The organism is Streptomyces brasiliensis (assembly GCF_014647875.1).
Classification (GTDB): domain Bacteria; phylum Actinomycetota; class Actinomycetes; order Streptomycetales; family Streptomycetaceae; genus Streptomyces; species Streptomyces brasiliensis.
In genome coordinates this window covers 459,622-485,596 of the sequence record NZ_BMQA01000002.1, presented here as the reverse complement: position 1 = coordinate 485,596, position 25,975 = coordinate 459,622, and the positions used below count along the sequence as shown (strand labels likewise).

The 25,975-nt window shown below is 72.6% G+C and carries 22 protein-coding genes and 1 rRNA gene; 17 read left to right on the top strand and 6 right to left on the bottom strand.

The window, feature by feature from the left end; all coding sequences use genetic code 11:
* The first annotated feature begins 145 nt into the window (after positions 1-145).
* From rrf to IEZ19_RS50205, 3 genes are all read left to right on the top strand, one after another.
* Positions 146-262: ribosomal RNA gene (gene rrf, locus IEZ19_RS05895) — 5S ribosomal RNA — on the top strand.
* Between the two features lie 191 nt (positions 263-453).
* The gene (locus IEZ19_RS50210; RefSeq protein ID WP_194531208.1) at positions 454-1,518 is read left to right on the top strand and encodes a hypothetical protein; all 1,065 of its coding nucleotides are present in this window, start codon (positions 454-456) and stop codon (positions 1,516-1,518) included.
* Complete coding sequence (locus IEZ19_RS50205; RefSeq protein ID WP_194531207.1) at positions 1,410-2,156, top strand: tetratricopeptide repeat protein; 747 nt, start codon at positions 1,410-1,412, stop codon at positions 2,154-2,156. Before IEZ19_RS50210 ends, IEZ19_RS50205 begins: the two co-directional genes overlap by 109 nt.
* 81 nt (positions 2,157-2,237) lie before the next feature.
* Here the strand turns inward: IEZ19_RS50205 and IEZ19_RS05885 are convergent, their stop codons facing one another.
* Positions 2,238-3,521: a DUF1015 domain-containing protein gene (locus IEZ19_RS05885; RefSeq protein ID WP_189309907.1), complete on the bottom strand. Its 1,284-nt coding sequence runs from the start codon at positions 3,519-3,521 to the stop codon at positions 2,238-2,240.
* Between the two features lie 72 nt (positions 3,522-3,593).
* On the opposite strand from IEZ19_RS05885, the gene IEZ19_RS05880 reads away from it, so the two are divergent.
* From IEZ19_RS05880 to IEZ19_RS05865, 4 genes are all read left to right on the top strand, one after another.
* Entirely contained in the window at positions 3,594-4,622 is a 1,029-nt protein-coding gene (locus IEZ19_RS05880; RefSeq protein ID WP_189309906.1) for an HAD hydrolase-like protein, read from the top strand.
* A gap of 67 nt (positions 4,623-4,689) precedes the next feature.
* Positions 4,690-5,733: a FecCD family ABC transporter permease gene (locus tag IEZ19_RS05875; RefSeq protein ID WP_189309905.1), complete on the top strand. Its 1,044-nt coding sequence runs from the start codon at positions 4,690-4,692 to the stop codon at positions 5,731-5,733.
* Entirely contained in the window at positions 5,730-6,809 is a 1,080-nt protein-coding gene (locus IEZ19_RS05870; RefSeq protein ID WP_189309904.1) for a FecCD family ABC transporter permease, read from the top strand. Before IEZ19_RS05875 ends, IEZ19_RS05870 begins: the two co-directional genes overlap by 4 nt.
* Entirely contained in the window at positions 6,806-7,702 is an 897-nt protein-coding gene (locus tag IEZ19_RS05865) for an ABC transporter ATP-binding protein (protein WP_189309903.1), read from the top strand. Before IEZ19_RS05870 ends, IEZ19_RS05865 begins: the two co-directional genes overlap by 4 nt.
* On the opposite strand, the gene IEZ19_RS05860 is transcribed toward IEZ19_RS05865, so the two are convergent.
* On the bottom strand, positions 7,686-8,033 hold the full coding sequence (locus IEZ19_RS05860; protein WP_189309902.1) for an SCP2 sterol-binding domain-containing protein: 348 nt from the start codon (positions 8,031-8,033) through the stop codon (positions 7,686-7,688). The two genes, IEZ19_RS05865 and IEZ19_RS05860, sit on opposite strands and share 17 nt — an antisense overlap.
* Positions 8,034-8,075: 42 nt before the next feature.
* Between IEZ19_RS05860 and IEZ19_RS05855 the strand changes: the two genes are divergently transcribed.
* The 6 genes from IEZ19_RS05855 to IEZ19_RS05830 all read left to right on the top strand — a co-directional run bounded on the left by IEZ19_RS05855 (position 8,076) and on the right by IEZ19_RS05830 (position 14,288).
* On the top strand, positions 8,076-8,360 hold the full coding sequence (locus IEZ19_RS05855; RefSeq protein ID WP_189309901.1) for a hypothetical protein: 285 nt from the start codon (positions 8,076-8,078) through the stop codon (positions 8,358-8,360).
* 7 nt (positions 8,361-8,367) lie between these two features.
* Positions 8,368-9,183, top strand: a complete 816-nt coding sequence (locus IEZ19_RS05850) for a TlyA family RNA methyltransferase (protein ID WP_189309900.1) — start codon at positions 8,368-8,370, stop codon at positions 9,181-9,183.
* Positions 9,180-10,082, top strand: coding sequence for an NAD kinase (locus IEZ19_RS05845; RefSeq protein ID WP_189309899.1), 903 nt, complete (start codon positions 9,180-9,182; stop codon positions 10,080-10,082). The genes IEZ19_RS05850 and IEZ19_RS05845 overlap by 4 nt, the downstream gene beginning before the upstream one ends.
* 188 nt (positions 10,083-10,270) lie before the next feature.
* Positions 10,271-11,989 carry a DNA repair protein RecN gene (gene recN / locus IEZ19_RS05840; RefSeq protein ID WP_189309937.1) on the top strand — a complete coding sequence of 573 codons (1,719 nt, stop codon included), beginning with the start codon at positions 10,271-10,273 and terminating at the stop codon, positions 11,987-11,989.
* A gap of 93 nt (positions 11,990-12,082) precedes the next feature.
* Positions 12,083-12,838, top strand: coding sequence for a hypothetical protein (locus IEZ19_RS05835; protein WP_189309898.1), 756 nt, complete (start codon positions 12,083-12,085; stop codon positions 12,836-12,838).
* A 316-nt stretch (positions 12,839-13,154) separates the two neighbouring features.
* The gene (locus tag IEZ19_RS05830; protein WP_189309897.1) at positions 13,155-14,288 is read left to right on the top strand and encodes a glycosyltransferase family 4 protein; all 1,134 of its coding nucleotides are present in this window, start codon (positions 13,155-13,157) and stop codon (positions 14,286-14,288) included.
* A gap of 10 nt (positions 14,289-14,298) precedes the next feature.
* Here IEZ19_RS05830 and IEZ19_RS05825 read toward each other — a convergent pair whose 3' ends face one another.
* From IEZ19_RS05825 to IEZ19_RS05815, 3 genes are all read right to left on the bottom strand, one after another.
* Positions 14,299-15,942 (bottom strand): PucR family transcriptional regulator, encoded by a 1,644-nt coding sequence (locus IEZ19_RS05825; protein WP_189309896.1) that lies wholly within the window; start codon positions 15,940-15,942, stop codon positions 14,299-14,301.
* A 179-nt stretch (positions 15,943-16,121) separates the two neighbouring features.
* Positions 16,122-17,243, bottom strand: coding sequence for a YbfB/YjiJ family MFS transporter (locus IEZ19_RS05820; RefSeq protein WP_229839986.1), 1,122 nt, complete (start codon positions 17,241-17,243; stop codon positions 16,122-16,124).
* A gap of 214 nt (positions 17,244-17,457) precedes the next feature.
* Positions 17,458-17,760 (bottom strand): muconolactone Delta-isomerase family protein, encoded by a 303-nt coding sequence (locus IEZ19_RS05815; RefSeq protein WP_189309894.1) that lies wholly within the window; start codon positions 17,758-17,760, stop codon positions 17,458-17,460.
* A gap of 147 nt (positions 17,761-17,907) precedes the next feature.
* On the opposite strand from IEZ19_RS05815, the gene IEZ19_RS05810 reads away from it, so the two are divergent.
* A complete protein-coding gene (locus IEZ19_RS05810; protein ID WP_189309893.1) occupies positions 17,908-18,849 on the top strand; it encodes a LysR family transcriptional regulator in 942 nt (313 codons plus the stop codon).
* 31 nt (positions 18,850-18,880) lie between these two features.
* Here the strand turns inward: IEZ19_RS05810 and IEZ19_RS05805 are convergent, their stop codons facing one another.
* Positions 18,881-20,683 (bottom strand): glycoside hydrolase family 15 protein, encoded by a 1,803-nt coding sequence (locus IEZ19_RS05805; RefSeq protein WP_189309936.1) that lies wholly within the window; start codon positions 20,681-20,683, stop codon positions 18,881-18,883.
* Between the two features lie 521 nt (positions 20,684-21,204).
* Here IEZ19_RS05805 and pyrG point away from each other — a divergent pair.
* The 3 genes from pyrG (at position 21,205) to IEZ19_RS05790 (ending at position 25,849) form a co-directional block, all read left to right on the top strand.
* Positions 21,205-22,872, top strand: a complete 1,668-nt coding sequence (pyrG, locus tag IEZ19_RS05800) for a CTP synthase (protein WP_189309892.1) — start codon at positions 21,205-21,207, stop codon at positions 22,870-22,872.
* 86 nt (positions 22,873-22,958) lie between these two features.
* Positions 22,959-23,585, top strand: coding sequence for an NUDIX domain-containing protein (locus IEZ19_RS05795; RefSeq protein ID WP_189309891.1), 627 nt, complete (start codon positions 22,959-22,961; stop codon positions 23,583-23,585).
* A gap of 197 nt (positions 23,586-23,782) precedes the next feature.
* Entirely contained in the window at positions 23,783-25,849 is a 2,067-nt protein-coding gene (locus tag IEZ19_RS05790) for a tetratricopeptide repeat protein (RefSeq protein WP_189309890.1), read from the top strand.
* Positions 25,850-25,975 lie beyond the last annotated feature (126 nt).

Genomic DNA, 25,975 nt, shown 5'->3' with positions numbered 1-25,975 from the left:
TGGAGTTGACCGGTACTAATAGGCCGAGGGCTTGTCCATAGAGGCTCGCGTCCACTGTGTATGTTCTGAGGCAACGAACGGTTGCCGGCTTCGGAGCTGAACACACAATTGAAGAGTGTGCTTGTTCGCTCGAAACCATTAGGGTTTCGGTGGTCATAGCGTGAGGGAAACGCCCGGTTACATTCCGAACCCGGAAGCTAAGCCTCACAGCGCCGATGGTACTGCAGGGGGGACCCTGTGGGAGAGTAGGACACCGCCGAACAATCTTTGGAAGGACCCCTGGTCACCAGCGTTCAGCTGGGACCAGGGGTCCTTTTGTTTTTACAATGCTTGCGGTACCTAAGACAGGAGTCACCATGTCTACCAACTCGCCCGAAGACCGACCGGGGCGCGACCAGCGCCGACGGGACAGTGGTGACCGCGGTGACCGTGGCGGGTACCGCAGCGACCGCGGTGATCGCGGCGGCGACCGTGGGGACCGTGGTGGCTTCCGGCGCGACAACGACCGTGGTGGGTACGGCCGTCGGGACGACCGCCGCGGGGACGACCGTGGCGGCTATCGCCGTGACGACGACCGTGGCGGCTATCGCCGTGACGACAGCCGTGGTGGTGGGTACGGCGGCCGTCGTGACGATCGCCGTGATGACCGGCGCGAGGGTGACCGTGGGCCCCGGCCCCCGTACCGTCGCGACGACCGCTCCGGTGGCCCGCGCCGCGACGACCGCGACCGGGGTTTCCGGCGTGATGACCGGGGCGACCGTGGGGACCGGGGCGACCGTCCTTCCTTCCGTCGCGATGACCGTCGTGACGACGATCGCGGTGGCTACCGTCGCGATGACAGCCGTGGTGGTGGGTACGGCGGCCGTCGTGACGATCGCCGTGATGACCGGCGCGAGGGTGACCGTGGGCCCCGGCCTCCGTACCGTCGCGACGACCGCGGTGACCGCGGTGACCGCAGGGACAGTGACCGCGGTGGCTTCCGTCGTGATGACCGCCGAGACGACCGCGACCGCGGCTTCCGTCGGGACGACGACCGGGGCGGCTACCGTCGCGATGACAGCCGTGGTGGTGGGTACCGTCGCGATGACAGCCGTGGTGGTGGGTACGGCGGCCGTCGTGACGACCGTCGTGACGACCGGCGCGAGGGTGAGCGCGGTGGCTTCCGGCGTGAGGACAGCCGTGGCGGCGAGCGTGGCGGCGGTTACCGCGGCCGGGACGACCGTGCGGACCGTGGTGGGTTCCGTCGGGACGACCGGCGGGAAGACAGCCGCGGTGGCGGTTACGGTCGGCGCGACGACAGGGGTGGCCGTCCCGGTGGCTACCGCGGCCGGCCCGGAGACGATCGGCGCGGTGGGTACGGTCGGCGCGACGACCGGGATCGCGATCGGGACCGTGAGCCCATCAAGCGGCTGCCGATCCCCGAGGACGTCACGGGCGACGAGATCGACAAGGACGTACGGCAGGAGCTGCAGAGCCTGCCCAAGACACTCGCGGAGGACGTCGCCAAGAACCTGGTGATGGTCGCCCGGCTCATCGACGAGGACCCCGAGGGCGCGTACGGCTATTCGAAGGTGGCCCTGCGGCTGGCGTCGCGTGTCGCCGCCGTACGGGAGGCCGCCGGGTTCGCGGCGTACGCGAACCAGAAGTACAGCGAGGCGCTCGCCGAGTTCCGGGCCGCCCGGCGTATGACCGGCAACGTGGACCTGTGGCCGGTGATGGCCGACTGCGAGCGTGGGCTCGGGCGGCCGGAGAAGGCGCTGGAGATGGCCGGTGCCCCCGAGGTGCACAAGCTGGACAAGGCCGGTCAGGTCGAGATGCGGCTCGTCGCGGCCGGTGCCCGCCGTGACATGGGGCAGCTGGACGCGGCGATCGTGACGCTGCAGAGCCCGGAGCTGGCCTCCAGCTCGGTCCAGCCGTGGACCGCGCGACTGCGCTACGCGTATGCCGACGCCCTGCTCGCCGCCGGCCGGGAGGGCGAGGCACGCGAGTGGTTCGCCAAGGCCGTCGAGGCCGACCGGGACGGCAGCACGGACGCCTCCGACCGGCTGGCCGAGCTGGACGGCGTCGAGTTCGTGGACGCCCTGGACGAGGACGAGGAAGACGACGAGTCGCGGGGTGGCGCCGAAGGTGGCGCCGACGACCGTGACGAGGACTGACATCCGTCACCGCGTGGCCGTCCAGTGAATGAGGGCGGGAACCCGGCAGCCGGGTTCCCGCCCTCACGCATGTCGGAGCGGTCAGAGGTCCAGCGCGCGCAGCACCAGTCCCGACGCCGGCTTCGGGCCGAACGACGTCGACTTGCGGGGCATCGTCACCCCCTGACGGGCCAGAGCACGTACGACCTCCTCGCGTACCGGGTGCATCAGGACCGCCGTACCGCCGTCGCGTTCCGCCTTCTCGACCGTGGCGGCCGTGTCGTGGATGTAGGCGATGTGCGCGGAGGAGTCCTCGGGGATGTGCCACACGTGCTCGAGGAGCGTGGCGTGCAGGACCGTCGCGTCCAGGTTGCGCCATGCGGCCGGGCGGTCGGCGGGGATCGTGCGGGCCAGGAGGTCCGGGTCGGGGCGGTCGATCAGGTGGAAGGCGCCGTCGCCGGCGAGCAGGAAGGCATTGCCCGCGCAGGCCGCGTCGGCCAGCACCGCCAGGGCCTCGGCCAGCGGCGCGTCCAGGCGCTTCACGCGGAACAGGCCGTCCAGCGCGGACAGGGCGTCCGCGACCGGCAGGCCGTGCAGCAGACGGTGGATGGCGCGGACGCGCAGCGGGTAGCGGACCGTGTCGACCAGGAGGACCAGGCCGTAGTCCCAGGGGCCGGGCGAGTCGTGCTCCGCGCGTAGAACCCGGTAGGTGGCCCAGCGGTGGTGGCCGTCGGCGATCAGGGCCTGGCGGTGGCTCAGGTCCGCCTGGACGAGGGACAGTTCCCTGGGGTCGGTCAGCGACCAGAGGCGGTGCTCGAAGCCGTCCTCGGTGACGGTCGCCAGGAGGGGGTCGTGGTCGGCGGTGCGCTCGATGACGTCGGCGGTGGTGCCGTTGCCCCGGTAGGTCAGCAGGAGGGGTTCGAGGTTGGCGCGGGTGGCGCGCATCAGGGCCGCGCGGTCGGCGACGACCGGCGGCATGACGTCCTCGTGCGGCAGGACGACCCCTTCCGCCGGGTCCGAGACGCGCAGGGCGCCGATGATGCCGCGCTGGAGCATGCCGTTGCCGTCGCGCTGTTCGTAGACGTACAGGCCCGGTTCGGGGTCGGTGGTCAGGACGCCCTCGGCGAGCCAGCGGCGCAGGGTCTCGGCCGCCTGCTCGTTGCGGGTGGTGGGGGTGTCCGCCTGCGGGAGGATCAGCCGGACGATGTTGTGGGGGTCGGCGGCCTCGAGGTGGTGCAGGCCGTCGGGGCGGACCACGACGTCGTACGGCGGGGACGTGACGGCCGCCAGGCTGCCGACCCGGTCGGGGTCGTAGCGAAGGCCGCGGAACGGGGTCAGTTCCAGGCCTCGGCGCGCCGTTGCTTCCGGGTGACCTGCAGTGTTCATCCCGGCATCGTACGTGTGTCAGTGCCGTGCGGGATGATCGGGGGAAAGCGAGTGAACGAGGAGCGATGTGGAATGAGCCAGAGCGTCAGGACGAGGCCCGAGGGCAGTGGGCAGGCCCTGAGCGCGGCGTACGACACGGCGCTGCTCGATCTGGACGGGGTGGTGTACGCGGGAGGTGACGCGATCGCGCACGCCGTCGAGTCGCTCGCGATCGCCCGTTCGAGTGGGATGCATCTGGCCTACGTCACCAACAACGCACTGCGCACGCCGGACGCGGTGGCCGGGCATCTGACGGAGCTGGGGATACCGACGGGCGCCGGGGACGTGATCACCTCCGCGCAGGCGGTGGCGCGGCTGATCAGCGAGCAGGTGCCGCAGGGTGCGCGGGTGCTCGTGGTCGGCGGTGAGGGGCTGCGGGTGGCGCTGCGGGAGCGCGGGCTCGAGCCGGTGGAGTCGGCGGACGACGACCCGGCGGCGGTCGCGCAGGGATACGGAGGGCCCGAGCTGACCTGGGGCCGGTTCGCGGAGGCGTGCTACGCGGTGGCGCGCGGGGTGCCGTGGTTCGCCTCCAACACCGATCTGACCATCCCGAGCGGTCGCGGGATCGCCCCGGGCAACGGCGCGGCTGTGGAGGTCGTCCGGATCGCCACGGGCGCCGAGCCGCAGGTCGCGGGCAAGCCGCTGCCGCCCATGCACCGGGAGACGATCCTGCGGACCGGCGCCGGGCGGCCGTTGGTGGTCGGGGACCGGCTGGACACGGACATCGAGGGCGCGTTCAACGGCGGTGTCGACTCACTGCTCGTCCTGACCGGTGTCACCGACGGGGCGCAACTGCTCGCCGCGCCGCCCGAGCACCGGCCGACCTACGTCGATGCGGATCTGCGCGGCCTGCTCACGGGCCAGCCCGACGTCACCCCGAAGGGGGACGGTTTCGGCTGTGGCGGGTGGACGGCGACGGCCGGCGCGGACCGGCTGGAGCTGGTGGGCGAGGGCGAGGCCCTGGACGGGCTGCGTGCGCTGTGCGCGGCCGCCTGGACGGCGGCCGGCGAGGGCTCGTGCGAGCTGGACGGGGGGAAGGCGCTGGCGCGGCTCGGGCTCTGAGGCCGCGCACCGTACGGAAGGTGCCTCGGCACCGAGATCGAATGCGAGGGTAGGCTAACCTAACCTCGTGTTGGTCGACAGTCCTCCCGAACAGCGCGCGGAGTCCGCCTCCGCGCCCCCAACCCGACGCGCGATACGGGCTCTTGGGCTCCTCGTCGCCGTGACGGTCCTGGTGCTCGTCGCCCTGGCGAGCATCGCGATCGGTGCGAAGGAGCTGTCGCTCGAGCAGGTCTGGCACGGTCTGTTCCACGCCTCGGGGACGTACGGCGACGTCGTCGTGGACGAGCGGCTGTCGCGTACCCTCCTCGGCCTGCTCGCCGGCGCCGCGCTCGGCCTGTCCGGGGCGGTGCTCCAGGCCCTCACCCGCAATCCGCTGGCGGACCCCGGGCTGCTCGGCATCAACGCGGGCGCGTCGGCCGCGGTCGTCACCGCCATCACCTACTTCGGGGTCACCAGCCTGAGCGGTTACGTGTGGTTCGCGTTCGCCGGGGCCGCCGCCGTCGGCGCGCTGGTCTGGTTCCTCGGTGGCAGCCGCGGGGCCACACCCGTGCGGCTGGCCCTGGCCGGTACGGCGATCAGCGCAGCCCTCTACGGCTATCTGCAGGCCGTGATGATCATGGACGACGCGGCGCTGAGCAGGATGCGCTTCTGGACCGTCGGCTCCCTCTCCTCGGCGACCGGCTCGACCATCGACCAGGTGCTGCCGTTCCTCGCGGTCGGCACGGTCCTCGCGCTGCTGCTCGCCCGGCCGCTGAACGCCGTGGCGATGGGCGACGACACCGCCCGCGCGCTGGGCGCCCACCTGGGCCGTACCCGGGCGCTGGCCATGCTCGCGGCCACCGTGCTGTGCGGCGCCGCCACCGCCGCCTGCGGGCCCATCGTATTCGTCGGCCTGATGGTCCCGCACGCCGTGCGCTCCTTCACCGGCCCCGACCTGCGCTGGATCCTGCCGTACGCCACCGTCCTGTCGCCCGTGCTGCTGCTCGGCGCCGACGTCGTCGGCCGGATCGTCGCCCGGCCCGCGGAGCTGCAGGTCGGCATCGTCACCGCGATCATCGGCGGCCCGGTCTTCATCTTTCTCGTACGACGGCGGAGGACGGCACAGCTGTGAGGACCCCCACCACGAGAACCGCGAAGACCCCCACCGCAAGCCGTGCCGTCCGTGCCCTGCGCACCCCCGGCGGGCTGTCCGTCCGCCTCGACCTGCGCGCGCTGACAGTCGTCGTCCTGCTGCTGGCCGCCGCGCTCGCCGCGAGCGTCCTGCTGATCGGCACCGGCGACTACCCGATCCCGGCCGGCGACGTGCTGAGGACACTGCTCGGCAACGGCGACCGGGGGCAGGAGTTCATCGTCAACGAACTCCGGCTGCCGCGCGTCCTGGTCGGCCTGCTGGTCGGCGCCTCGCTCGGCCTCGGCGGGGCCCTGTTCCAGTCCATCTCCCGCAACCCGCTGGGCAGCCCGGACGTCCTCGGTCTCTCCCAGGGCTCGACGGCCGGCGCACTCGTCGTGATCGTCCTGATGTCCGGGTCTGCCACCGCGGTCACCCTCGGCGCGCTCGTCGGCGGCCTGGTCACCGGGTTCGCCATCTATCTGCTCGCCTGGAAGCAGGGCGTGCACGGATACCGGCTGGTCCTGGTCGGCATCGGCGTCTCCGCGATCGTCACGGCGGTCAACGGCTATCTGCTCACGAAGGCCGACCTCGTCGACGCGGCCCGCGCGGTCGTGTGGATGACCGGCTCGCTCAATGGCCGAGGCTGGGAGCAGGTCTGGCCGCTGCTCGGGCTGTGCGCCGTCCTCGTGCCGCTCATCCTCGTCAACGCGCGCGGGCTGCGGATGACGGAGATGGGCGACGACGTGTCGTACGCCCTCGGGGTGCGCGTCGAGCGCGTACGGCTGGTGCTGATGGTCTCGGCCGTCCTGCTGACCGCCGCCGCGACCGCCGCCGCCGGACCGGTCGGCTTCGTGGCGCTCACCGCCCCGCAGCTCGCCCGGCGCCTGACCCGCTCGCCGGGCCCCAACCTGGTGCCGTCCCTCTGCATGGGCGCCACCCTGCTCGTCACCGCCGACTGGGCCTCCCAGCGTGCCTTCGGCGCCGACCAGCTGCCCGTGGGCGTGGTCACCGGCGTCCTGGGCGGCATCTACCTCCTGTGGCTCCTGGTCACCGAGCGCAGGGCGGGCCGGATATGAAAGCCACCGGCAAGACCCACGCCATCAGCGAGCCCCGGACCACCGGCGAGACGAACAACCGAAGGAGCACCGTGAACCGCCTGTCCGCCGAGAACGTCACCCTTGCCTACGACCAGCGCGTCATAGCCGAGCAGCTCTCGGTGGAGATCCCCGACAACTCCTTCACGGTGATCGTCGGCCCGAACGCCTGCGGCAAGTCGACGCTCCTGCGGGCGTTGTCGCGGATGCTCAGGCCCAGCGAGGGCCGGGTGCTCCTCGACGGGCAGGTCATCCAGTCGACGCCCGCGAAGAAGGTCGCGCGCACCCTCGGCCTGTTGCCGCAGTCGTCCATCGCGCCCGACGGGATCACCGTCGGTGACCTGGTGGGCCGCGGCCGCTATCCGCACCAGGGCCTCCTGCGGCAGTGGTCCGCCGAGGACGAGCGGGTCGTCCAGGAGTCCATGGCGCGCACCGGGGTCGCCGATCTCGCGGATCGCCATGTCGACGAACTCTCCGGCGGCCAGCGGCAGCGTGTGTGGATCGCCATGGCGCTCGCCCAGCAGACCCCGCTGCTCCTGCTCGACGAGCCGACCACCTACCTCGACATCCAGCACCAGATCGACGTCCTCGACCTGTGCGCCGAACTGCACGAGGAGCAGGGCCGCACCCTGGTCGCCGTCCTACACGACCTCAATCACGCGGCCCGCTACGCCACCCACCTCATCGCCCTGCGCGGCGGCCGGGTCGTCGCCGAGGGCGCGCCGAACGACATCGTCACGGCCGAGCTGGTCGAGGAGGTCTTCGGGCTGCGCTGTCAGGTCATCGACGACCCGGAGACGGGGACGCCCCTGGTGGTGCCCGCGGCGCGCAGGGCGCGTACGGAGGTGCGGGCCGCGGCTACAGAAGCTTCCTGAGCCGGAACAGGTCCAGGAGGCTCGCCTCCAGCCGCACCCGCCCCGAGCCCCAGGCCTTGGCGAAGTTCAGCTCGCCGTCGACCAGGGCCACCAGGTCGTCGCCGGCCATGGTGAGCCTGATCTGGGCCTTCTTCGGCGGTGGCCCCGGAAGGGTCTCGTCGACGACGATCCTGCCGTCGGTCATCCGGCCGACGAAGGTCACATCCAGGTCGGTGATGTGGCAGCTGACCGAGCGGTCCAGCTCGGCCGCCGCCCGGACGTCGCCCTCGGCGCCCCGCATGTTGTCCGAAAGCTTCTCGAGTGCGTCTCGGCACTCCTCGATCGTGGCCATCGGGACCGACGGTACCTCAGCGCTTCGGGGTAGCGTCTGGGCATGAGCGACACAGTGCCTCAGGTCGAGGGCGCGCGGGAAGAGACGGCGGCCGGGCCCGAGTACGACCCCGCCGCCCCCGCCCCGCTGGACGTCCCCCGCATTCCCACCGGGAACCCCGAGGTCGACGCCCAGCTCGAGCGGCTGGCGGACGCCGACCACCTCGCCACCGACGGGCATGTCGAGGTGTACGAGGATGTACACGGGGGGCTGCGTGACGCGCTCACCGCGCTCGACGCCCGCCCGGGACCTCCGGGTCCCCCATCGTCGTACGGGAACAGGAGCTGAAACGAACGTGGCAGGAGTCGCACGCCGCCGTCTGGACGCGGAGCTGGTCCGCCGGAAGCTGGCGCGCTCGCGCGAGCACGCGAGCCAGCTGATCGCCGCCGGGCGGGTCAGCGTCGGCAAGACCGTCGCGACCAAGCCCGCCACCCAGGTCGAGACCGCCGCCGCGATCGTCGTCGTGTCCGACGACAGCGACCCCGAGTACGTCTCCCGGGGCGGCCACAAGCTCGCCGGCGCCCTCGAGGTCTTCGTACCGCAGGGGCTCGTCGTCGAGGGACGGCGGGCGCTGGACGCCGGCGCGTCCACCGGGGGCTTCACCGACGTCCTGCTGCGCGCGGGCGCCGCACACGTCGTCGCCGTGGACGTCGGATACGGACAACTCGCCTGGTCGCTCCGGAACGATGAACGCGTCACCGTCAAGGACCGTACGAACGTACGCGAGTTGACGCTTGAGGCGATCGATGGGGAGCCTGTGGATCTTGTTGTGGGGGATCTGTCCTTCATCCCGCTCGGGCTGGTGCTGCCCGCCCTGACGCGGTGCGCGAAGCCGGACGCCGACCTGGTGATGATGGTCAAGCCGCAGTTCGAGGTGGGGAAGGAACGGCTGGGGAGCGGGGGAGTCGTACGGAGTCCGCAACTGCGGGCGGAGGCCGTGCGGGGCGTGGCCGCGAAGGCGTGGGAACTGGGGCTCGGGGTGCGCGGAGTCACCGCCAGTCCGCTGCCCGGGCCGTCCGGGAATGTCGAGTACTTTCTGTGGCTGCGGACCGGGGAACCGGAACTGGACCCGGCCGACGTTGACCGTGCAGTGGCGGAGGGGCCGCGTTGACACCGAACCGAGCTCGTACTGTTTTCCTGCTCGCCCACACCGGGCGGCCCGCGGCCATCCGCAGCGCCGAGCTCGTGGTCAAGGGGCTGCTGCGCTGCGACATCGGGGTGCGCGTGCTGGAAGAAGAGGCGCGTGACATCCCGCTGCCGGAGGAAGTGGAGCTCGTCAAGGAGGCGACTCCGCAGTGCCTCGACGGATGCGAACTGCTCATCGTGCTCGGCGGCGACGGCACGCTGCTGCGCGGAGCCGAGTTCGCCCGCGCCTCCGGGGTGCCGATGCTCGGCGTCAACCTCGGCAGCGTCGGGTTCCTCGCGGAGGCCGAGCGGGACGATCTCGACAAGGTCGTCGACCGGGTGGTGAGCAAGGCGTACGAGGTCGAGGAGCGGATGACCGTCGACGTCGTCGTGCACCGCAACGGGGACATCGTGCACACGGACTGGGCGCTGAACGAGGCGGCCGTGCAGAAGGCGGGCGCCGAGAAGCTGCTCGAGGTCGTGCTGGAGATCGACGGGCGACCGGTCACGGGGTTCGGATGCGACGGGATCGTCCTTTCGACTCCGACCGGGTCCACGGCGTATGCGTTCTCCGCGGGCGGGCCGGTGGTGTGGCCCGAGGTCGAGGCGTTGCTGATGGTGCCGATCTCGGCGCATGCACTGTTCGCGAAGCCGTTGGTCACTTCGCCGGAGTCGGTGCTCGCGGTGGAGGTCCTGCCGCACGTGTCGCCCGGTGTTCTGTGGTGTGACGGGCGGCGGACCGTCGAGTTGCCCGCCGGGGCGAGGGTCGAGGTGCGGCGGGGGGCTGTGCCGGTGCGGCTGGCTCGGTTGCATCATGCTTCGTTCACCGATCGGCTGGTGGCGAAGTTTGCTCTGCCGGTTTCCGGGTGGCGGGGGGCGCGGTAGTCGCCATCTGAGGGGGGGTATCTGTGCCTCGGCGGGTGCGGGTGGATCGTGGTTGCTCGCGCCCACGCGGCGGAGCCGCATCTCGATACAGCCCAGCGCCCCTTTCGGGGTGCTTCCCTCGCCGGGGTGACAGGGCGCCTCGCACTTGGACGCCCCGACCTCGTAAGGTCGTGTCCGTGTTGGAGGAGATGCGGATACGGTCGCTCGGAGTCATCGACGATGCCGTAGTCGAGTTGTCGCCCGGGTTCACCGCCGTCACCGGTGAGACGGGTGCGGGCAAGACCATGGTGGTCACCAGCCTGGGACTGCTGCTGGGCGGGCGCGCGGATCCGGCGCTCGTGCGGATCGGGTCCAAGAACGCGGTCGTGGAGGGGCGGATCACCGTCCCCGAGGGCGCGTCCGCCGTCGTACGGGCCGAGGAGGCCGGCGCCGAGCTGGACGACGGGGCACTGCTCATCAGCCGTACCGTTTCAGCCGAAGGGCGGTCGCGGGCGCACCTCGGTGGGCGCAGTGTGCCCGTGGGGGTGCTGGCCGAGCTGGCCGACGAGCTGGTGGCCGTGCACGGGCAGACCGACCAGCAGGGGCTGCTGAAGCTGTCCCGGCAACGGCAGGCGCTCGACCGCTACGCCGGGGACGCCGTCGCGGGGCCGCTCGCCAAGTACGGCGAGGCCTATCGTCGGCTGCGGGCCGTCTCCACCGAGCTGGAGGAGATCGTCACGCGCGCGCGTGAGCGGGCCCAGGAGGCCGACATGCTGCGCTACGGCCTCGACGAGATCGCCGGCGTCGAGCCGCGCGCCGGTGAGGACGTGGAGCTGGCCGAGGAGGCCGAGCGGCTCGGCCACGCCGAGGCGCTGTCCTCCGCCGCGACCGCCGCGCACGCCGCCCTCGCCGGCAACCCCGAGGACCCCGAGGGCATCGACGCGGCGACCCTCGTCGCGGGCGCCCACCGCGCCCTGGAGGCCGTACGGTCCCACGACCCGGCCCTCGCCTCGCTCGCCGAACGGATCGGCGAGGTCGGGATCCTGCTGGGCGACGTGGCGGGCGAGCTGGCCGGGTACGCCGACGACCTGGACGCCGACCCACTGCGGCTCGCGGCCGTGGAGGAGCGGCGTGCCGCGCTGACCGCCCTCACACGCAAATACGGTGAGGACATCGCCTCAGTGCTGGACTGGGCCGAGACGGGCGCCGCCCGGCTGACCGAGCTGGACGGCGACGACGAGCGGATCGGCGAACTGACCGCCGAGCGGGACGCGCTGCGCACCGAACTGGGCGCTCTCGCCCAGGCGTTGACCGACGCCCGCACCGAGGCCGCCGAGCGGTTCGCGGCCGCCGTGACCGCCGAGCTGGCCTCCCTCGCGATGCCGCACGCGCGCGTGTCCTTCGCCATCCGGCAGACCGAGGACCCGGAGGGCGTCGAGGTCGGCGGGCGTGCGGTGGCGTACGGGCCGTCGGGCGTGGACGAGGTGGAGCTGCTGCTCGCGCCGCACCCGGGTGCGCCGCCGCGGCCCATCGCCAAGGGCGCCTCCGGCGGTGAGCTGTCGCGCGTGATGCTCGCCGTGGAGGTCGTGTTCGCGGGGACCGATCCCGTGCCGACGTACCTCTTCGACGAGGTCGACGCCGGTGTCGGCGGCAAGGCCGCGGTCGAGATCGGGCGGCGGCTGGCGAAGCTGGCGAAGTCCGCGCAGGTCGTGGTCGTCACACATCTGCCGCAGGTCGCCGCGTTCGCCGACCGGCAGCTGCTCGTCGAGAAGACCAACGACGGCTCGGTCACCCGGTCCGGCGTGAAGGTGCTCGAGGGCGAGGAGCGGGTCCGGGAGCTGTCGCGGATGCTGGCCGGCCAGGAGGACTCGGAGACGGCCCGGGCACACGCGGAGGAACTGCTGGCCGCGGCCCGCGCGGACGGGTAGCGGCGGGCCACGCTCGGGGCGTGGCGGTATGGGCTTCGGGTCGAGTCGACAGGGGCTTCGGGGCGAGTCGGGGCGGGCTTCTAGAGTGGCCGGATGATCTCCCGTACTCGCAGGAGCAGTTCCTTCGTCCTCGCCGCCGCGTTCACCCGCGCCGCGACCGCCGCGCTGCGCGCCGGGGCGCCGGGCGGTCGGGAGCGTTGGGAGCGGACCAACTATGCCGGGCGCGCAGTGGAGTTGTACGCCGGGCCCGCGAGTGTCCTGGCAACGGCAGCCGGGGCGGGGCGTGTTCATCCCGTCGCCGGGTTCGCCGTACTGGCCGCCGGGGCCTGCGGTGCGTACGACGACGTGGCCGGGGCCGGTGACGAGCGGCGGGGCTTCCGGGCGCATCTGACGGCGCTGCGGAACGGTGAAGTCACCAGCGGGGCCGTCAAGTTGCTCGGCATCTCGGCGGCCGGGCTGGTCGTGGGCGCGGTGCTCAAGGAGCGGCCCCTCGACAAGGTGCTCGCGGGCGTGGTGATCGCCGGGGCCGCGCACTTCGTCAACCTCGTGGACGTACGGCCCGGTCGAGCCGCCGGCGCGGTGCTCGCGCTCGCGGCACCGGGTCTGCTGCGCGAGGGACCGGGGGCCGGACTGGCCGCGACCGCGATGGGAGCCGCTGCGGCCGTGCTCCCCGCCGACCTCGGCGAGCGCGCGATGCTCGGCGACACGGGCGCGCACGCGTTGGGGGCGGCCCTGGGCACCGCGGTCGTCGCGGCCAACGGTCGCGCCGGGCTCCTCGCGCATGCCGCAGCAGTGGTGACGGCGACGGTGTACGGCGACTCGGTCAGCCGTCTGGCGCGCTCGCTGTGAGGAACGGGCCGGGTGTCCCGGAGCGTGCGCCCACGGCGTGCGGCGTGTCGTGCGCTCCCCTCTGCTGCGCGCGCACGCCCCCCCGTTTCGTCCACGCCGAGTATTTCCTCACTCGTGTGGGTGACGCGCTCCGGCGTGATGTCCCCGGCCCTCCGTGGGGTGTGCCTCCCCGGAGTACCCGGAACACCCGTACGTCCTGGCATCCTTGGCAGGGAACGCGGTATGTGCGGGAGGCGCACGCGGTGCACCCCTCCGCCCGATACCTTCTGTACGTTTCGTCGTGACCGCCCGACGCCGACCCAGGAGCCCCGGCCACGTGAGCCCCGTGAGCAGCAACGCACCGCACGGTCAGTCGCCGCTGCGCACCGTGCAGGTGCTGGGCGGGGGCAACGTCGCCAGCAGCGCCCACGTGCGTTCCCTGGCCGCCGGGCTCGTAGCGAGGGGCGTGCGGGTCACGGTGTGCGCCCCCGACGAGGCCGACCACGCCTACGGCTTCACCGGTGTCGGCGCCGACCACGTCCACGTACCGCGCAGCAGCGATCCCGCGTCCGTGGCGGCGCTGCGGGCGGCCTGCGCGGACGCCGACCTGGTGCACGCGCACGGGCTGCACGCCTCCTTCCGCGCCGTCCTCGCGCTGAGCGGACGCAGCACCCCGCTCGTCGTCACCTGGCACAACCGGGCCCGGGTCGAGGGCGCCCGCGCCCATCTGCTGCGCCTGCTGGAGCGCCGGGTCGTGCGGACGGCGGCCGTGGTGCTCGGCACCACCTCGGACCTCGTCGACCGCGCCCGCAGGACCGGCGCCCGCGACGCCCGGCTCGCCGGTGTCGGACTGCCCGGACCGCGAAGGACCGCGGAACCCGAGGACCCCGACCGGCTGCGGCCCAAGGCCAGGGCCGAACTCGGCGCCACCGGACGCCCGTTGCTGGTCGCCGTGGGCTCCCTCGACAAGCACCGCGGCTACGACGTCCTGCTGGACGCCGCCCGCGCGTGGTGCCGGCTCGACCCCGTGCCGTTGCTCGTCATCGCGGGGGAGGGGCCGCTGCGTACGGAGCTGCAGCGGCGGATCGAGGACGAGGAGCTGCCGGTGCGGCTCATCGGGCGGCGCGACGACGCCGGTGAGCTGCTCGCCGCCGCCGATCTCGCGCTGCTGCCCAGTAGTTGGGAGTCCCGCTCCGTCCTCGCCCAGGAGGCACTCCACGCGCGTGTGCCCCTCGTCGCGACCGCCGTCGGCGGCATCCCGGACCTCGTCGGCGACGCGGCCGAACTCGTGCCGTACGGAAACGCGAAGGCGCTCGCGGACGCCGTCGTACGGCTGCTCGGCGACCCGGCGCGATGCGACGAACTGCGGCAGAAGGGTGCACGGCAGGCGGCCAGTTGGCCCACCGAGGACGAAACCGTCGCCCAGGTCCTCAGCATCTACGACGAGTTGACCCAGCCGCACCCGCTCTAGGCCAGCCGCTCTAGGGGACGTGTCTGCGGGCCCGCAGGGCCAGGCTCAACGCCAGTACGGTCTCGGGGTCGTCGAGGTCGGTGCCCAGCAACTCCCCGATGCGGGCGAGGCGGTTGTAGAGAGTCTGCCGGTTGAGGTGCAGCTCACGCGCGGTCTCGGCCTTGCGGCCCGCGTGCGCCAGATACGTCTCCAGCGTGGGCAGCAGCGGCGGCCTGGAGCGGCGGTCGTGATCGCGCAGCGGGCCGATGGCACGGCCGACGAAGGCTGCCAGGTCCGGGTGGTCGCGCAGACGCCACAGCAACAGGTCGATGTCCAGGCGCCGGGCGTCGTACCAGGGGCGGTCCGCGAGGCCGTGGGCGGCCGTCGCCGTCTCCGCCGCGTGCCTGAGGCCGGCCGAGGCAGCCGCCCAGCCCCCCGCCACGCCGACGGCCACGACCGGCGGCCTGGCGCCCGGCCGCTGCATCCCCGCCCGCTCCACCCCGGCCCGCAGCGCCGCCGCGACCCGGTCCGCGACCGCCGGCCGTTCGGACTCGGCGCGCAGCCCCACCAGGACCGGCACGCGGCCCTCCACCGGCCGCACGCCGAGCAGCACCGGCACCCCCACCGACGCCAGCTCCTCGGCCACCGCGCGCGCCAGGACCGTCCAGCCGCCGCCGGCCGAGAGCGGGTCGCCCAGCCGCATCACCACCGGCAGCAGCGGACTGTCGCCCGGCTTGAAGCCCAGCACCCGGGCCTGCGCGGGCGCGTCCTCGGCCGCGATCCGGCCCTCGGCGAGATCGGTGAGGAAGTCGCCGCGGCCCCGCGCCGCCAGCTCCTCCTCCTGGCGGGCCTGCATCAGGACGACGGCCAGGATCCCGGCGGCCCGCTCGGCGGCGATGCGGTGCACGGGAGCCAGCGGCGCGCGTACCGGCAGCAGCACCAGCCGGGCACGCACCGACCCCGTGCCCGGACCGCCGCCCGGTACGTCCACCAGCACCGAACCCACTGGCGGCGGCGCCTCCTTGTGCGGGCCGCGCAGCCCCTCCCACACCTGCAACGGATCCGCCCCCTCGGGCCCGGCCCCGGCGGAGTAAAGGAGCTGGCCCTCGGACGTCTCCAGGAAGACGGGGTTGTCGCTGAAGCCGGCCAGGATCTCCAGGACCTGCGGCACCCCGCCGCCGCCCAGCAGGGCCTCCGTACAGCGCCGGTGCACCTCCTCCGCCCGCTGAAGCAGGGCGTAGTGGCCGTTGACGATCTCGGTGTGGACCTCCTCCGTCACCGCCACGAACGGCACCTCGCGGTGCAGCTGGACCAGCGGCAGCCCGGCGGCGCGGGCGGTGTCCACGAGGGCGGCGGGCAGCCGGGTGAAGCGCGGGCCCAGCTCCACCACCAGGGCGGCGATGCCGCGCTCCGCGAGGGTGCGCACGAACGCGCGCTGGTCGGCCGGGCGCGTGCCGAGCCCGTAGCCCGTGGTGAGCAGCAGTTCCCCGCCCTTGAGCAGCGAGGCGATGTTCGGCACCTCGCCCGCGTGCACCCAGCGGACGGTACGGCCCAGCCGGTCGGCGCCCGCCAGGATCTCCGGCAGCCCGCTGCGCAGACCGGGCAGCTCGAGCGCCCGCTGCACGGTGATCCCGGCGCCCTCGGTGTCGAATCTGCTGTTCGCACGGCTGTCCATGCAGCGGACGCTACCCGCGCGCGGGCCTCCGGGACATCTCCGCGCGGTCACGGGAACGATCAACGGGGTCAGCGGGAGGCGATCACCGCCCCGGCCTCAGGCGGGCCGGCCTGATGTCGTGGTTGCCGCTCAGGGCCGCCGTCCGCCCGGCCCGGGCGGGCACGGCCACGCGGTCGCGCTCAGCCGCCGTACCCGCCCCGGACCGGCTCGGGGCTCGCGCGAAGGCCTCGCTCGCGCAGGCCGACGCGCAGCACGGCCGCGGCTGCGGCGGCCATCAGCACCACGACGGCGGCCAGGACGAGGGCCTGGTGGTAGCCGTGCCGGAGCAGGGGGGTGACGACCAGTGGGCCGAGGATCTGGCCGACGGAGTAGCCCGCGGTCAGGAGCGCCACCGAGCGCGGGAAGCCCAGCCGGGCCCCGGCGGCTAGGGCGAGTGTGCTGACACCGATGAAGGTGGCGCCGAACAGGACCGCGGAGAGCAGGGCGGCGCTCACCCCGCCGACCAGCGCGGGCAGAGCGACGCCGACCGCCTGGACGACCAGCGCGACGAGCAGCAGACCCGGGCGCGACCAGCGGCGTCCCAGCCGGGCCCACAGCGCGGAGGACGGTACGGCCGCCAGGCCCACCAACACCCACGCGCCGCTGCCGAGCCACCCCGGGGAGCTCTGCTCGATCGCGGCGACGAGGAACGTACCGGCGACGATGTAGCCGATGCCCTCCAGGGTGTACGAGGCGAACAGCACGCCGAACCAGCGGTGTGTACGGGGCGTCGCCGTGCCGGGCTGTGCGGCGGGCGCCGGAGCAGGTTCCGGGCGCAGGTTCCACGAGCCGGCGGTGAGGAGCGCGGCGAGTGCGGCCGAGGCCCACCAGGCGGCACGCCAGTCGGCGACGGGACGCAGCGCGAGAACGAGCAGGCCGGACAGGGCGATGCCGGCCCCCACACCACCGAAGGCCCAGCCGGGCAGATGGGCGGGGTGCTCGCGCAGATGGCTGTGCAGGGAGCTGACGGCGATGACGAAGATCAGGGCGCTGGCGATGCCGGCCAGCAGCCGTAGCGTGAGCCACACCGTCGTGCTGTGCGTGGCGGGCATCGCGGCGAGGCTGCCGGTCAGCGCGAGCAGGCAGGTGCGCAGCAGTACGGGGGAGCGGACCAGCGGGGGTGCCAGGATGCCGGCGAGCGCGCCGACGAGGTAGCCGACGTAGTTGGCGGTCGCCAGGTGGGCACCCGACGCCGCGGACAGTCCCGCCCGGGCGTGCATCACGGGCAGGATCGGCGTGTAGACGAACCTGCCGACCCCCATGCCCGCGGCGAGCGCCGCCGCAGCCCGGGCGACATGGCTCCAGGGGGAGGGCGGTGATGCGACCCCTCGGTCCGTGTGGGCGGGGGAAAGCCATCCGGGCATCACGAAGTGACCTCTTGACGGGGGAGTTGGGGAGAAGGTGAGGCGGTGCGGTGGACCGGGGCGAGCGTCCTCCGGTCGGCTCGGGCGGGGCGCCGCACCGAGGAGGGCGGGCTCAGGCAGCGCCCACGGTCGGGCCGGGGTCGTTCGGGTGGGGTTCGAGCGGGGTGACCGTGAACGTCATCCATGGGCGCAGTGGCAGGGTGCCGAGCACCTTCTCGTGCAGTTCCTCCTCGTTCGCGGCCTGCCAGACGCCGATGCTGCGCAGTTCGCCGACCGGCCGCCACAGCCGCATCAGGTGGCCTGCGGCGGCCAGTTCCTTCGCGCGCACCGCCTCGGCGGCCCGCCGCCGGTCGACCTCGTCCTGACCGGTGCCCTCGGGCACGGTGGTGGTGATCTCGACCAGGAACTCGCGCATGGTCCTGCTCCGTTCGCCGCGGCGTCCGGCGGTCGCCGGAACACCGGAGGTGGGCTCGTCCCCCTCAGTGTCCGTGCGGTACCGGCGCCCGGCCACGACCGGCTTCCTCCGTCCTGGGAGGCGCGGCCTCTCACCGGCGTACGTAGCATGACCGGCGTGGAGCTGCGTCAACTTCGTTACTTCGTCACGGTGGCCGAGGAGCTGAACTTCGGCCGGGCCGCCGAGCGGCTGCTGATCGCCGGACCCTCCCTGTCCCAGCAGATCAAGGCGCTCGAACGCGACCTGGGAGTGCGCCTGTTCGACCGCGACCGCCGCTCGGTGTCCCTGACCCCGGCCGGCTCGGCGCTGCTCCCGCACACCCGGGCCCTTCTGGAGCGGGCCGACGACCTCCAGCGGCGTGCGCGCCGGCTCTCGGGATCCGAGCCGGTACGCCTCGGCTACGTGAACTGGCTCCCCGCCGACCTGACCGCCCGTACCTCCGCCGTGGCCCAGGTCCATGTCGACGCGTGGGTCGCTCCCTCGCACACCCAGGCCGCCAGGGTCGCCGAGGGCAGCCTGGACCTCGCGGTGTGCTGGGTGCGCACCGAGGACCTGGAGAAGCGCGGCCTGTGCGCCCGCCTCGTCGGCGCCGACCGCCTGTACGCCGTCGCCGTCGGCCCGGACACCGGCGAGGTGGCCGCCCGGGACACCGACGTCCTGGTGGACGACGACGTGACGTCCTGGTCGTCCTGGAACGTGTACGCCGAGGAACTGGCCCGGGACACCGGCGCCCGCGCGGTGCGTATCTCCGACGGGGGCATCACCGGCTCCGCCTTCTTCGACCACGTCCGCCGCGGCGGACGCCCTGTCATCAACTCGCCCAAGGGCCAGACCGCTCCGCTGCCGCCCGACCTGGTCAGACGCCCCGTCGTCGCGCCGCGCATCCACTGGACCTGGTCCCTGACCTGGCGCCGCGGCGAGGACCGGGCCGCGGTCCTCGCCGTCGTCGACGCTCTCACCGGAGAGGCCGGCGACCTGCCGATCCACGGCCCGGACACCTGGCTGCCCACGGGCGACCCGCACAGAACGGACCGCCCGGCAGCACGCTGACACGCGCCGGGGCGCTGCCAGGCCTCGGCCCTCAGCCGCCGTACGCCCCAGAAGCCGTGAGCCGCAGGGCCGTGTCGATCAGTGGCACGTGGCTGAAGGCCTGCGGGAAGTTGCCCACCTGGCGCTTGCCGCGCGGGTCCCACTCCTCGGCCAGCAGACCGAGGTCGTTGCGCAGCGCCAGCAGCTTCTCGAACAGCTTGCGCGCCTCGTCCACGCGGCCGATCATCGCGAGGTCGTCCGCCATCCAGAACGAGCAGGCCAGGAAAGCGCCCTCGTCACCGGGCAGACCGTCCACGCCCTCGTGCTCGCCCTCGGTCGGGTAGCGCAGGATGAAGCCGTCCGGCGTGGACAGCTCCCGCTGGATCGCCTCGATGGTGCCGATGACGCGCTTGTCGTCCGGCGGCAGGAAGCCCATCTGCGGGATGAGGAGCAGCGAGGCGTCCAGTTCCTTGGAGCCGTACGACTGCGTGAAGGTGTTGCGCTCCTTGTCGTAGCCCTTCTCGCACACGTCCCGGTGGATGTCGTCGCGCAGCTCGCGCCAGCGCTCCAGCGGGCCGTCCGCGTCACCGGACTCGATCAGCTTGATGGTGCGGTCCACCGCGACCCAGGCCATCACCTTGGAGTGCACGAAGTGCCGGCGCGGCCCGCGCACCTCCCAGATGCCCTCGTCCGGCTGGTCCCAGTGGTCCTCGAGGTAGCGGATCAGCTTCAGCTGGAGCAGCGAGGCGTAGTCACTGCGGGCCAGCCCGGTCATGTGGGCGAGGTGCAGGGCCTCGGTGACCTCGCCGTACACGTCCAGCTGGAGCTGGTGCGCGGCGCCGTTGCCGACCCGGACCGGGGCGGAGTTCTCATAGCCCGGCAGCCAGTCCAGTTCGGCCTCGCCCAGCTCGCGCTCGCCCGCGATGCCGTACATGATCTGCAGGTTCTCCGGGTCGCCCGCGACCGCGCGCAGCAGCCACTCGCGCCAGGCACGGGCCTCGTCGCGGTAGCCGGTGCGCAGCAGCGAGGACAGGGTGATCGCCGCGTCGCGCAGCCAGGTGTAACGGTAGTCCCAGTTGCGGACACCGCCGATGTCCTCCGGCAGGGAGGTGGTGGGCGCGGCGACGATCCCGCCGGTCGGGGCGTACGTCAGCGCCTTCAGCGTGATCAGCGAGCGGATCACGGCCTCGCGGTACGGCCCGTGGTACGTGCACTGCTCGACCCACTCGCGCCAGAAGATCTCCGTCGCCGCCAGCGACTGCTCCGGCTCCGGCAGACCGGGCGGCTCCTTGTGCGAAGGTTCCCAGGAGATCGTGAAGGCGATGCGGTCGCCGGGCGCGACGGTGAAGTCCGCGTACGTCGTCAGTGCCTTGCCGTAGGTCTCGGCGGCCGTGTCGAACCACACAGAGTCCGGACCGGCGACGGCGACCGTCCGCCCGTCGTGCTTGTGCACCCACGGCACGACCCGGCCGTACGAGAACCGCATCCTCAGCGCCGAGCGCATCGGCACGCGGCCGGTGACGCCCTCGACGATGCGGATCAGCTGCGGGGCGCCGTCACGCGGGGGCATGAAATCCGTCACGCGGACCGTGCCGCGCGGGGTGTCCCACTCCGACTCGAGGATCAGCGAGTCGCCGCGGTAGGTGCGCCGGGCCGCCGAGGGCGGCTGCGCGTCGGCCGCGTGCGCCGGGCCGAGCCGCCAGAAGCCGTGCTCCTCGGTGCCCAGCAGACCGGCGAAGATGGCGTGCGAGTCGAAGCGGGGCAGGCACAGCCAGTCGACTGTGCCGTCCCGGCAGACCAGCGCAGCGGTCTGCATGTCTCCGATGAGTGCGTAGTCTTCGATGCGCCCGGCCACGTGCAACTCCAGTCGAACGGCCACGTCGCCCCCGGTGGAAAAGGGGGCTGTCGCTAGTGCGGTCAAGGGGTCGTTGTTGTGCTTCGTTGAGCGGTGAAGCAAAGCAGCCGCCGCGCCCTGAGGGCAAAACGACATCCAATGCTCAACGAACTGACGAGCTCTCGTTGTTCCCGTGGATACGGGCGGGGGTGTGCCGTGTTGCCGGCCGGGCTCGGCAGCGAATGTCCGAGCAGGATACGACGCACGTAGATGATCTGCGTGCCGCTCCGGGCAACCCATGTGGGCCGAGCGAGTGAGCGCCGGGTGAGAAACGGGTGAGCGGTGCGTGCCCGTGTCGACGCGTACGCGGAGCGTGGCCGGACGCCATCGCCGCGCGGCGCTGATACCCTGGTAGCCCGTGGACCGGTGGGCAAGAAACCCCCGAACCGCAGCGACGGCACCTCCCCGAGAAAGCAGCACGATCTTCGGGCCGGAAGCCGCACCGCCACCCAGACCGCGACCACGGGAGCCCCCCTTTGGCCATGCCGCCCGCTGTTTTTCGGAATAGCACAGCCACGACGACCAAGCACATCTTCGTCACCGGGGGTGTCGCCTCCTCTCTCGGCAAGGGCCTCACGGCCTCCAGCTTGGGCATGCTGCTCAAGGCCCGGGGCCTGCGCGTCGTCATGCAGAAGCTCGACCCGTACCTGAACGTCGACCCGGGCACGATGAACCCGTTCCAGCACGGTGAGGTCTTCGTCACGAACGACGGAGCCGAGACCGACCTGGACATCGGACACTACGAGCGTTTCCTCGACCGTGACCTGGACGGCACCGCCAATGTCACTACAGGACAGGTGTACTCCACGGTCATCGCCAAGGAGCGGCGCGGCGAGTACCTGGGCGACACGGTGCAGGTCATCCCCCACATCACCAACGAGATCAAGCACCGCATCCGCCGCATGGCAACCGACGAGGTCGACGTCGTCATCACCGAGGTCGGCGGCACGGTCGGCGACATCGAGTCGCTGCCGTTCCTGGAGACGGTCCGCCAGGTCCGCCACGAGGTCGGCCGCGACAACGTGTTCGTGGTCCACATCTCCCTCCTTCCCTACATCGGCCCGTCCGGCGAGCTGAAGACGAAGCCGACCCAGCACTCTGTCGCCGCCCTGCGCAACATCGGTATCCAGCCTGACGCGATCGTGCTGCGCTGCGACCGCGAGGTGCCGACCGCGATCAAGCGCAAGATCTCGCTGATGTGCGACGTCGACGAGGCGGCCGTGGTCGCCTGCCCCGACGCCCGCTCGATCTACGACATTCCGAAGGTCATCCACACCGAGGGCCTCGACGCCTACGTCGTGCGCAAGCTCGACCTGCCCTTCCGCGACGTCGACTGGACGACCTGGGACGACCTGCTCGACCGCGTCCACAACCCCGACCACGAGATCACCCTCGCGCTGGTCGGCAAGTACATCGACCTGCCCGACGCCTACCTCTCGGTCACCGAGGCGCTGCGCGCGGGCGGCTTCGCCAACAAGGCCCGCGTCAAGATCAAGTGGGTCACCTCGGACGACTGCAAGACCCCGGCCGGCGCCAAGGCGCAGCTGGCCGACGTGGACGGCGTCTGCATCCCGGGCGGCTTCGGCGACCGCGGTGTGCTCGGCAAGGTCGGCGCGATCCGCTACGCCCGCGAGAACAAGATCCCCCTGCTCGGTCTGTGCCTCGGTCTGCAGTGCACCGTGATCGAGGCCGCGCGCAATCTGGCCGACATCCCGGACGCCAACTCCACCGAGTTCGATTCCGGCACCTCCCACCCGGTCATCTCCACCATGGCCGAGCAGCTCGACATCGTCGCCGGCGAGGGCGACATGGGCGGCACCATGCGGCTGGGCATGTACCCGGCGAAGCTGGGAGAGGGCTCGATCGTGCGCGAGGTGTACGACGGCAAGGAGTACGTAGAGGAGCGCCACCGTCACCGCTACGAGGTGAACAACGCCTACCGCGCGGAGCTGGAGAAGAAGGCCGGCATCGTGTTCTCCGGAACCTCCCCGGACGGCAAGCTCGTCGAGTACGTCGAGTACCCGCGCGAGGTCCACCCCTACCTGGTCGCCACCCAGGCGCACCCGGAGCTGCGCTCGCGGCCGACGCGTCCGCACCCGCTGTTCGCGGGGCTCGTGAAGGCTGCGGTCCAGCGGAAGAATTCGAAGTAACACACCAGTTGTACGGTGGCCGGGGTGCATACCTTCAAGAGGTGAGCACCCCGGTTTCGCTTGTGCTCGTGAAAGGGCGGCAGGGCATGACGTTGAAGGACACCCCCGAGGAGTGGGAGATCCGGGCTTCGGAGACCCCCTTCGTCGGCAACAAGACCTCGGTGCGCACGGACGAGGTGGTCATGCCCGACGGCTCCGTGGTCCGCCGCGACTACCAGGTCCACCCGGGTTCCGTGGGCGTCCTCGCCCTCGACGACGAGGACCGCGTCCTGCTGATCCGCCAGTACCGTCACCCGGTCCGGCAGAAGCTGTGGGAGATCCCGGCCGGCCTGCTCGACGTGCCCGGCGAGAACCCGCTGCACGCGGCCCAGCGCGAGCTGTACGAGGAGGCGCACGTCAAGGCCGAGGACTGGCGGGTGCTGACCGATGTGTACACCACCCCGGGCGGCTGCGACGAGGCCGTACGGGTCTTCCTCGCCCGGGGCCTGTCCGAGGCCGACGGCGAGCGCTTCGCCGTCGAGGACGAGGAGATCGACCTGGAGTACGCGCGCGTGCCCGTCGACGAGCTGGTGCGCGGGGTGCTGGCGGGCGACCTGCACAACAACTGCCTGGTGATCGGCGTCCTTTCGCTGGTCGCCGCGCGTGCCGGCGACGGCCTCGACGCGCTGCGCCCGGCCGACGCCCCGTGGCCCGCGCGTCCCTTCGAGTCCTGAACCCAGCACCCCTTACCACCCTTGTATCGGCGGTGTGACGATCGGCTGATCCGATCGAGGGACGTGCCCGTCGCGCTCCTCACGGAACGTCGCAGAGCGTGAACTAGGCTCCTCGCGAGTGAGCCGAAGACAAGGCCCGACGCCCGAACCGTAAGTCCGGTGGGCGCGCGGCGTGCGGTGGGACGGGAGTGTGGCCCGTGACGGATCAGGCGGTGGACACAGGCGGCGTTCAGCTGTCCGTACACCCGGCCGCGGACGGTCAGTTCCTGGGCCGCGCAAGGGAGTTGAAAGGCCTCCTCGCCGACATCGAGCGTGCGGGACTCGACACCCTCGCCGGCCGCAAGGCACCACGCGCGCGCGTGCTGCTCATCGCGGGCCGGCCCGGCTCGGGCCGTACGGCACTCGCCGGGGAGCTCGCGCGCCGCGTCTCGGACCGCTACCCCGACGGGGTGCTGCGCGTCCGGCTCGGCGAGCCCGACGGCACCCCCGTGCCGGTCGAACGCGCCGCCCGCGAGCTGCTCACCGAGCTGGGCCTGCCGACCCCGCCCGGAGCCGCCGAGGACGAACTCACCGAGGCGCTGCGCACGGCCCTGGCCGGCCGGCGGACGGTGCTCCTGCTGGACGACGCGGCAGGCGCCGAGCAGGTCGACGCGCTGCTGCCGGACAGCCCGGACAGCCTGGTGGTGGCCGTGTCCGCGGGCCCGCTCACCGGGATCTCCGACGTCCGCCCGTGCACCCTGGGCGGCCTCGACACCAAGTCGGCCCTCGAACTGCTCACCCGCTACACCGGCTCGGTCCGCATCACCGTCGACCCGAGGGCCGCCGAGAGCCTCGTCGAGGTGTGCCAGGCCCAGCCCGCGGCCCTGATGCTCGCGGGCGGCTGGCTAGCCTTCCGTCCCAAGGCGGCCGTCGCCGACCTGGCCAAGCGCCTGCACGCGGAGAGTGACGAACCCAGTCCCCTCGGCCGCGTCTTCCGCCTCGCGTACGACCACCTGCCCGCTCCGGCCGCGCGGATACTGCGCCTGCTGTCCCTGGCCCCGGCCGGCCTGGTCGACCCGCACACCGCCTCGGCGCTGGCCGGCTGCTCCGTCGGCGCCGCCCGCACCACCCTGGACGACCTCGTCGCCCTCGGCCTGCTGAGGGCCGTGCCCTCACCGCTGCCGCAGTACGAGGTGCCCGGCTGCCTCCACGCCCTGCTGCGCCCCCTCGCCGAGACCCACGACCGCCCCGGCGAGCTGCAGCTGGCCCGCGCCCGCATGCTCGAGCGGACGGTACGGCTGCTGCAGTCGTGCCGCGCCATCACCGAGACGGACAACCCCGAGGCCCGCGAGAAGCTCCAGGGCCTGCCTCGTGAGCTGCGCTTCCCCAACCCGCGCGCGGCGGCCGAGTGGCTGGAGGTGCGCAGACCCGCCCTACTGGCCGCCGCCCGCCTCGCGGTCGCCGACGGCGAGCTGGACACCCTGGCCCGCCGGCTGATGTCCCAGCTGGTCAGGGCCATGGTGGCGCACGTCGGCACCCAGGCGGCGGCCCCCGATCTGTACGGCATCCACGGCCTCGTCCTGGACGTGGCCGAGCGCCGGGAACTGCCCCGCGAGAAGGCCGCCGCCCTGCTGAATCTCGGCGACCTCGACGCCCGGACGGGCCGCACGGCCGACGCGCTGGTCCGCTACCGGGCCGCGCTGGACGCCGGACGAGAGGCGAACGATCCGTACGCGACCGGCCGCGCGATGGAATCCGTAGGCGGTGCGCACCAGGAGCTGGGGGACCACGACCGGGCCGCCGACTGGTTCGGGCGGGCCCTGGCCGAGCGGCTGGCCCGCGACGAGCGCGCGGACGCCGCCCGGCTGTACGGCCGTATCGCCACCGCCCACACCTACGCCGGCCGCTACGGCGAGGCGCTGCGCAACTGGCGGGCGGCGGTTTCCGGTCACCGCAAGAACGGCGATGTCGCCGCCCAGGCGCGGGCGTTGAGCGAACTGGCCCGGGTCCAGGAGTACGCCGGCCGGCCCGAGGAGTCGCTGCGCACCTGCCAGGAGGCGGTGGAGTGGGCGCGCCGAGCCGAGGACGTACGGCTGCAGGCGGCACTGCAGCTGCGGCTGGCCGACACGCTGGAGCACCTGGGCGACTGCGCGGCCGCTCGACTGCACCGGGGTGCGGCCGAGCGCATGCTGGGGGAGGAGCCTCAGGAATGCCCCGACGGTGATCCAGAGCTGGAACATGACGCTAACGCCTGCGAAATCCGCAGTGCATCTGTCGGAGATTGATGCAATGAAAGGCTAGACAGGCGGAACACCTTCATTAAACTGGCTCTGCCGCTCGTTCTCCTGCGGTGTCTCCCGGTGTGCCCTGCGCGCCCGGGTATGTCTTGTTATGCCCCCACACCCTCTGAG

Excerpts from the sequence above, each read along its gene's own strand:
- IEZ19_RS05825 (WP_189309896.1), bottom strand. The coding sequence starts at position 15,942 with ATGGACAGCCGTGCGAACAGCAGATTCGACACCGAGGGCGCCGGGATC.
- IEZ19_RS05855 (WP_189309901.1), top strand. The coding sequence starts at position 8,076 with ATGAGCGACACAGTGCCTCAGGTCGAGGGCGCGCGGGAAGAGACGGCG.
- IEZ19_RS05795 (WP_189309891.1), top strand. The coding sequence starts at position 22,959 with ATGACGTTGAAGGACACCCCCGAGGAGTGGGAGATCCGGGCTTCGGAG.
- IEZ19_RS05880 (WP_189309906.1), top strand. The coding sequence starts at position 3,594 with ATGAGCCAGAGCGTCAGGACGAGGCCCGAGGGCAGTGGGCAGGCCCTG.
- IEZ19_RS05835 (WP_189309898.1), top strand. The coding sequence starts at position 12,083 with ATGATCTCCCGTACTCGCAGGAGCAGTTCCTTCGTCCTCGCCGCCGCG.
- IEZ19_RS05810 (WP_189309893.1), top strand. The coding sequence starts at position 17,908 with ATGACCGGCGTGGAGCTGCGTCAACTTCGTTACTTCGTCACGGTGGCC.
- recN (WP_189309937.1), top strand. The coding sequence starts at position 10,271 with ATGCGGATACGGTCGCTCGGAGTCATCGACGATGCCGTAGTCGAGTTG.
- IEZ19_RS05885 (WP_189309907.1), bottom strand. The coding sequence starts at position 3,521 with ATGAACACTGCAGGTCACCCGGAAGCAACGGCGCGCCGAGGCCTGGAA.
- IEZ19_RS05865 (WP_189309903.1), top strand. The coding sequence starts at position 6,806 with ATGAAAGCCACCGGCAAGACCCACGCCATCAGCGAGCCCCGGACCACC.
- IEZ19_RS05820 (WP_229839986.1), bottom strand. The coding sequence starts at position 17,243 with ATGGGGGTCGGCAGGTTCGTCTACACGCCGATCCTGCCCGTGATGCAC.
- IEZ19_RS05860 (WP_189309902.1), bottom strand. The coding sequence starts at position 8,033 with ATGGCCACGATCGAGGAGTGCCGAGACGCACTCGAGAAGCTTTCGGAC.
- pyrG (WP_189309892.1), top strand. The coding sequence starts at position 21,205 with ATGCCGCCCGCTGTTTTTCGGAATAGCACAGCCACGACGACCAAGCAC.
- IEZ19_RS05815 (WP_189309894.1), bottom strand. The coding sequence starts at position 17,760 with ATGCGCGAGTTCCTGGTCGAGATCACCACCACCGTGCCCGAGGGCACC.